This is a genomic window from Clostridium sp. (assembly GCF_016650035.1).
Classification (GTDB): Bacteria; Bacillota; Clostridia; order Clostridiales; family Clostridiaceae; genus Clostridium_AD.
Window position 1 is genome coordinate 1 of the sequence record NZ_JAENWM010000156.1, and the last position, 4,227, is coordinate 4,227.

At 30.3% G+C, this 4,227-nt stretch carries 4 protein-coding genes; all 4 read left to right on the forward strand.

Annotated elements, in window-relative coordinates; translation table 11 throughout:
• The first annotated feature begins 142 nt into the window (after positions 1 to 142).
• The 4 genes from JJD95_RS19785 (at position 143) to JJD95_RS19800 (ending at position 3,992) form a co-directional block, all read left to right on the forward strand.
• A complete protein-coding gene (locus JJD95_RS19785) occupies positions 143 to 1,876 on the forward strand; it encodes a hypothetical protein (protein WP_291645183.1) in 1,734 nt (577 codons plus the stop codon).
• Between the two features lie 75 nt (positions 1,877 to 1,951).
• A complete protein-coding gene (locus JJD95_RS19790) occupies positions 1,952 to 3,334 on the forward strand; it encodes an O-antigen ligase (protein ID WP_291645185.1) in 1,383 nt (460 codons plus the stop codon).
• A 194-nt stretch (positions 3,335 to 3,528) separates the two neighbouring features.
• Positions 3,529 to 3,744, forward strand: coding sequence for a hypothetical protein (locus tag JJD95_RS19795; RefSeq protein WP_291645187.1), 216 nt, complete (start codon positions 3,529 to 3,531; stop codon positions 3,742 to 3,744).
• 59 nt (positions 3,745 to 3,803) lie between these two features.
• The gene (locus tag JJD95_RS19800) at positions 3,804 to 3,992 is read left to right on the forward strand and encodes a hypothetical protein (RefSeq protein WP_291645189.1); all 189 of its coding nucleotides are present in this window, start codon (positions 3,804 to 3,806) and stop codon (positions 3,990 to 3,992) included.
• The last annotated feature ends 235 nt before the right edge of the window (positions 3,993 to 4,227 follow it).

The window sequence follows — 4,227 nt, forward strand, 5'->3', positions numbered from 1 at the left end:
ATTCAGATTTAATGGCATTAATTAAAGATGCTACATATATAAAGCAAATAGATGTATATTCACAATCAACTATAGCTTCAAGTACTGCTACGGTTACAATTAATCACTGTGGATTTTATTTATAAAAAGGAGGTAGTAAATTATGTCAAGAAATGATTATATAAGTACAAATGGTTCACTAAATCTCGATACAATATTCAATAATATAGATAACAATGCCTCGGGATTGGCTGATATTGTGACAGACATTAAAAAATTTGGTGCTATAGGTGATGGTGTAATTGATAATACTATAAGCATCCAAAATGCGATTAATTATTTAGAAAGTGTTGGAGGTGGTCGGTTACATTTTCCACGAGGTAATTATAAAGTTTCTACCTCAAATGTTAATTATGCTTGTTTATGGATTAAATCAAATAATATTGAGTTTACAGGTGTTGGTGATTCAAGTGTTATTTTTACAACCGATAACGCTCATGTGCCTATTCATTTTAGTTCTGAAAAAGATTTAACTATCCAACCTAGTGGTGCAGAATTAGAAAACTTTAAAGTACACGATTTATGCGTAAAAGGAACAGGAATTTATGAAAATTTTGGATTGGCAAAAGGTAGAGGAATACTTTTTAGAAATGTTAAAAACGTAAGCATTTATAATAATTTAATTAAAGATATGTCAATGATAGGTATTAACGGTGAGGGTGGAGATGGATATTTTAATATACATCATAACAGAGTTGAAAACTGTAAATATACTGCTATTAATTTAAACGGTAGATGTTATCAATCCATAGTTTCAGGCAATATATGTAGTGGCTCAAATGCAGAAGTTAATACAGTATCTATTCAAGTCACAGGACATTCTATTGTTAAAGGAAATACAATACTAGGTGAGATAACTACACCCCAAAATTGTGGTGGGATAATGGCAGGAGAAGGCAACTTTGATGGTATTTGTACGATAACTAATAACCTTATTAAACATTGTAGATTTGGTATTAAATCAATTTACCATAGTTCCGCAAACATAGCAGGCAATACTTTAATAAACTGTGTTACAACAGGTGGTATAAATGTAATTGGTGGTACTACTGGAGGTTTTACGGTAGCTAACAGTGATGATTTAGTTGCTAATAATTTAATTATAAACTGTGCTCCGTATGGTATAGAAAGTTCAGCAGAAAATTGTTTGATACAAGGCAATAAAATACGCAATATATCAGTACCTGTAAATCCATCGGCAACAAGTGAACCTGATGCTATAGTTGTAGTGACTACACAATCAGGAATAAGGGTTAGGGCGAAAAATAATAGTATTATAGGTAATGATGTTAGTGGTTGTGTTAGAGGTTTAACAACAACTATAGACAAAGAATTAGGTGTTGTATCTGCTAATAACTTAGCAAACAATACTACTGCGTATGCGATAGAATCGGTTACAAGTGGAACATATGCAGTAGCATCAGCACCTTCAATGGAACGTATTACAAGAGGTTCTGATTACAGAGAAGAATTGTTTAGTGGTTCAAGACCAGTAACAGGATACTATCCATTGTCAAGCGAATGGAAACCTCAAAATCATGCGATAGGTGCACCAGTTGGAGCATTGATATTGTGGGCGAAGAAAACTACAGTAGCAATGCAAGCAGTTGCAGGAGCAACAACGGTAACATTAACAAGTGGTAGTGGTTGGTTAGCAAATACAACACTTACAGTTGTAGGGTTTGAGTTAGATAATGGAGCATGGCATTGGACAACAGTGACAGCAGTAAGTGGCAATGATGTTACATTGGGTACTGCAATACCAACAGGCAGAACAGTTAATGTAGGTGCTAATGCGTTTTATAACCATTGGAGGAATCTACCTAATTTGGCTTAGAAAAAAATAATTCCTTTATTCTAGAACATATTGTATAATTAGTATAATATGAGGGAATTTAAAGGAGATTATAAAATGAACACTATGCTTTACAAAAAGAAAGATGTTATAACTAAATCATTATTAATTATTGTATCTATTACTGTCTCTGTTGCGGCTAGTTTAAATATAACAATTTTATTTTTACTTTTATCACTAACTTTAATGATTTTTTTAGTAATTTATAAAAATTCACCTAAAATCGTGATTGTATCATTTTTCTTGGTACTTTCTTTTCTTCCAAGCACCTATGTTAGTTTATTCAGATTTAACTCGCCGTTAGGTGAACTTAGACCGTCAATGGTGATAATACCAATAGCTATATTGTTAGCTTTTCTTGTTCAGATAAGAAAAAAAAATTTTTCCTTAATAAATGAAAATAAACCTATCATTATTATATTTATTATAGCAATGAGTATAAATATTATAGTTATTACTTTCAGAATAAATTTTATTGACAGTTTTAGACAGCAAATGAATACATATCTTTTAAGCTTTGGTGTATTAATGATGATAATATTGTGCGATAAAATTATAAGTGCCAAAGCAACAATGAAGGTATTCATTTTTGCTTCTTCCATTGTATCTACTTTAGGAATAGTTGAGTTCTTTGGAATACAACCCTATCTAAAACTTTACCTAATTGACAGAACTATGTTTTATTATGACAATCGAATAATGGATGGGCTACCACGGGTAGTAGCCTCGATGGGAAACCCGTTAATTCTTTCAGGATACCTACTTATATGTTTCCCAATAGCTTTATATCTAAGGGAAACTGAAAAAAATAAAGTGCTATGGAATTTTGTTATATGCTTACATGCTCTTGCAATTCTGCTTACAATGTCTCGTTCAGCTATAATGATTTTATTGATATTAACACTTTTTTATCTATTTAGAAACATGAACACCTTAAAAATTGCTCTTATGTTTTTATTAACAGTAGGGGTTGGATTGGTTTTGTTTGGGTTTCTAAACTATTTTGGCTTAGTTGAGTATTTTCAAAATAGGATATTTTTTCAAACAGAATCAGAGTCTTTTTATTATCGTATTGAAGCGTTTGCTCTCATATTCAAAATATTAAAATACAATTTGTTATTTGGAATTGGGCTAAATGGAATAACCGAATTCTTAAAAAACTTTGCAGTTATTTCAACACTAGATAATACGTTTTTGACAGTGTTAGGAAGTGATGGGGTAATAGGTTTTATTATGTTTATTTTGCCTTTTGTATATCTTGTAAAGAAATTTAGCAAATTCAATGGATTTTTAAAATTTACAGGAATGTCTCTTTTATTTATTTTTGCGGGAATGGGGTTTTCGTATGGTTTAATTTATTACGAATCGGTATGGGGAGTATTGTGGATATTTATAGCATTAGTATTGCTTCGAGAAAAAGAGATAAGAGATGAACACTAGGAAAATATGGTGCAACTAGCATAGTAATTGAATAATAAGATATAGGCACTCGCAAGGGTGTCTTTTAATAACACTTTAATGTCGAAATTTGTTTTATGAAACTTTTAAATATCTATTGCAATTGCGTTAACGTTAATGTATAATATATTTATAGAGAGTTAGCAAAACAAATAAATTAAAAGGTGGTTATCAAAATGAAATTAACACACGTAGAAAAAGTAAATTCATATATGTTAGCATGGACAGAAAATAAAGTTAGAATGACTAAAAAATTTAATACTGAGGACGAATTATACAAATTTAGAAAGGATGAAATAGAACCAAATAAAAAATTAAAAATATTAGGAATGTCAATTGATGTTGAATTTGAAAAAGGGTATGATTGCTACGAAGATTTATCACTCAATTAAGTCACCTCGGTGGCTTATTTTTAATTTAAATAAATTAAAAGGTGGTTATGTAAATTAATATGAAATTATCAGATATAAAAACATTACAAGAAGTTAGCAGAGAATATAATATCCATTTTTCAACTTTACAGAGAAGACTTAAAAGTAAAAAATTAGGATTAATAGAGGGCAAGGATTATAAATTGTTAGGTAAGCGATTACCGACTCTATTAAGTCCAGATGGAATTAAAAAAATAATTAAAAAATAAATTGTAGGCACTCGAAAGGGTGTCTATTTTAATGCATAAAAACGGAAAGGTGGTGATTTTACACATGGTAGCAATGTTTTTTTGGTGGCTTTGGTTATAAACTAAAATAACATAAAAACCCTAAAGGCAATCGCAAAATCCACCTTTAGGGTAAATACTATAATCCCGAAAGATTATAATTTATTATATTTTCTTTCATGGCAAAAAACAATAGGCGATAAATGACAAACAGGAG

What these genes read in the sequence shown, in the direction of transcription:
- JJD95_RS19785 (WP_291645183.1), top strand. Translation starts at nt 143, where the DNA reads ATGTCAAGAAATGATTATATAAGTACAAATGGTTCACTAAATCTCGAT.
- JJD95_RS19790 (WP_291645185.1), top strand. Translation starts at nt 1,952, where the DNA reads ATGAACACTATGCTTTACAAAAAGAAAGATGTTATAACTAAATCATTA.
- JJD95_RS19795 (WP_291645187.1), top strand. Translation starts at nt 3,529, where the DNA reads ATGAAATTAACACACGTAGAAAAAGTAAATTCATATATGTTAGCATGG.
- JJD95_RS19800 (WP_291645189.1), top strand. Translation starts at nt 3,804, where the DNA reads ATGAAATTATCAGATATAAAAACATTACAAGAAGTTAGCAGAGAATAT.